Origin of the sequence: Gardnerella coleohominis (assembly GCF_002896555.1) — a bacterium.
In the GTDB taxonomy this organism is placed as follows: Bacteria; Actinomycetota; Actinomycetes; order Actinomycetales; family Bifidobacteriaceae; genus Bifidobacterium; species Bifidobacterium vaginale_F.
This window is the reverse complement of the sequence record NZ_MNLH01000045.1, coordinates 1-330: the sequence shown is the minus strand read 5'-3', so window position 1 is coordinate 330 and position 330 is coordinate 1. Positions and strand designations below refer to the sequence as shown.

1 pseudogene is annotated in these 330 nt (G+C 31.2%); it reads left to right on the top strand.

Going from position 1 to position 330, the window contains the following annotated elements:
* Nucleotides 1–330 (top strand): annotated as a pseudogene (locus BFS05_RS06890) (hypothetical protein); the annotation flags it as partial.

Here is a 330-nt window from a genome sequence, read left to right as displayed (position 1 = left end):
GTCTATGCCTATGACACCTTTATTGCAATTATTGAAATATCACTGTAGAGATTTTCGTTGGGATTCTCGCGAAAGGCGCGTATTTAATAAATTGCTTTCGAAATATGATTCTAGATTGCGTAGTCAAAGTGAATTGTGGTCTAAGCTTTCTTTTGAGATTGGTAAAGCGTATTGGTTTTATGCTTTTGATTTTACTAAATCAGAAAATGTTGGGAATAATTCACTCTTAATTGATAGAAATGATAAATTGAAGAATTCTTCATCTCAAGATGATGCTTTAGAAAATGAGTATGTTGAATATGTTCATGAAGCATTAGATTGGTTTGATAA